Annotated in this window: 2 protein-coding genes; both read right to left on the reverse strand. The window is 29.0% G+C overall.

Annotation, left to right across the window (positions count from 1 at the left end; all coding sequences use genetic code 11):
* Positions 1-235 precede the first annotated feature (235 nt).
* Entirely contained in the window at positions 236-637 is a 402-nt protein-coding gene (locus tag HM985_RS17045) for a hypothetical protein (RefSeq protein WP_179377408.1), read from the reverse strand.
* Positions 638-823: 186 nt separating this feature from the next.
* A complete protein-coding gene (locus tag HM985_RS17050; protein WP_179377409.1) occupies positions 824-1,210 on the reverse strand; it encodes a hypothetical protein in 387 nt (128 codons plus the stop codon).
* Positions 1,211-1,412: the final 202 nt, after the last annotated feature.

Below are 1,412 nucleotides of genomic sequence, written 5' to 3' on the forward strand. Positions count from 1 at the left end.
AGTGTTCATTTTGTGTTTTCATAAGTGACTGTAATTAATTGCTTAATTTTTAGTCAACCTATTTCAGGAAAATTCATTTCTTAAATTGGTTACAACGTTTATGTATAAGAATAGTTGCGGGTTTGTATGCGAGGATTTTCCGAAGGAAAATCAGACGTTACAAACACGCAACGACCTTTGATTAAGCACTAAAACCGCAATTATTTTTATACGGTGTTGTACAACGTTTTTTTTATCAGTTCGCTATTCCAATTTTAGTAAATAACTCACGTGCTTTTACTAATTCAAATTGGTCTTTAAAATTCCCTAAATTCCTTTTCTTTCCATTTTTCAGTTTCAATGAGAATCTGTTATTTCCGAAAACTGTTTTTTCTTCAAGTTCCGTTATTTCTACGATTGAAATTTTCTCCGCTGTTGACAATTTAAATACGAACATAAAAAGAACAACTAAAGAAATAATTCCCAATCCAATCCAGAAATATTCAATAAAACCATATTCAGTTGTTTGTTTTCCAAATATTCGGATTATTGCGTTTGCTAAATTCAATATCATTAAAATTTTTAAAATCAGATATTGGTTTTTAAGTCCATCTTTTATTTCGATTGAGTTTTCCGATTCATTAAATTCTATTTTCATCCTATTATGAGTTTTTTTGGTAAATGTTGTACAACGTGATTGTGTATGGTTAGTTGCGTGGTTCAGCAACTAAGTTAGCAAACTTTTACGAACCCGTGAATATTCCGCAGGAATATTCGCAAGTAGAGAAGAACAAAGCAATTAATTATACACGGTGTTGTAAAACGTTTTTTATTCAGTATAATTTTATTGATTCCAACTCATTAATGTCCGTTTTATATTTTCTGCTTTAATCAAGTAAAACGTTGTCCAAAGAATTACCCAAAGAATAAAAGTTAAAAAGAAAAAAATCAGATTAATTCCATCGTATTCTAAATCTAAGTATACAAACATTATAGTCAGAACTAATGCTCCAATAAAATTATATATAGTTGCATTTTTAATACTCATTTCGATAAGTCCTGTTAGGAAATTCCAACCAACTAATCTGTCAGTTATTTTTATTTTTTCAGGGTTTGAGAAGTCAATTATAATTCTTTGTGCTAAATCCAATTTGACTATTATTTGGTTGTTTTTCTTTTCAAATTTATAGTCAAACTTATTCAGTAATTGTTCGGTTTTATCTATTTCCATAGTTTTGGTCAAATGTTTTACAACGTGTTTGTGTATGGTTAGTTGCGTGGTTAAGCAACTAAATTAGTAAACTTTTACGAACCCGTGAATATTCCGCAGGAATATTCGCAAGTAGAGAAGAACCTAGCAATTAATTATACACGGCTTAAGTTAGCATTTTAATAAAAACACTAAATTTAAGCTATATAATTAGAAAGAACAA

It is taken from the genome of Winogradskyella wichelsiae (assembly GCF_013403925.1).
GTDB classification, from domain to species: Bacteria; Bacteroidota; Bacteroidia; order Flavobacteriales; family Flavobacteriaceae; genus Winogradskyella; species Winogradskyella wichelsiae.

Coding starts and splice junctions, on each gene's coding strand:
- HM985_RS17045 (WP_179377408.1), bottom strand. CDS start 637: ATGAAAATAGAATTTAATGAATCGGAAAACTCAATCGAAATAAAAGAT.
- HM985_RS17050 (WP_179377409.1), bottom strand. CDS start 1,210: ATGGAAATAGATAAAACCGAACAATTACTGAATAAGTTTGACTATAAA.